Source organism: Bartonella sp. MR168JLCBS (assembly GCF_042194175.1).
This window is the reverse complement of the sequence record NZ_JBHIMP010000525.1, coordinates 372-604: the sequence shown is the minus strand read 5'-3', so window position 1 is coordinate 604 and position 233 is coordinate 372. Positions and strand designations below refer to the sequence as shown.

Below are 233 nucleotides of genomic sequence, written 5' to 3'. Positions count from 1 at the left end.
AAATATTATCGCTGCATTTATTTCTCCCCCCAAAATAAAGATTGCACTCAACATGTAAAGAAAAATAATGGCAACCATAATAGATGTTAACCCGGCATAGGTAGAAATATAATTAAACATTGTTAAATAATGAGCAAAAGCAATAGAAGCCATAAACCAAACAAACATTGTTACTACGATCCCTGGTAAAATATCTATAAATTTCCGTCGCCCTGCCGGGAGCCATTTATGAA

At 33.9% G+C, this 233-nt stretch carries 1 protein-coding gene; it reads right to left on the bottom strand.

The genetic code is table 11. The features are described 5' to 3' along the window. The coding region (locus tag ACFIK8_RS12400) for a YhjD/YihY/BrkB family envelope integrity protein (RefSeq protein ID WP_375669602.1) at positions 1-233 on the bottom strand (233 nt) is incomplete at both ends.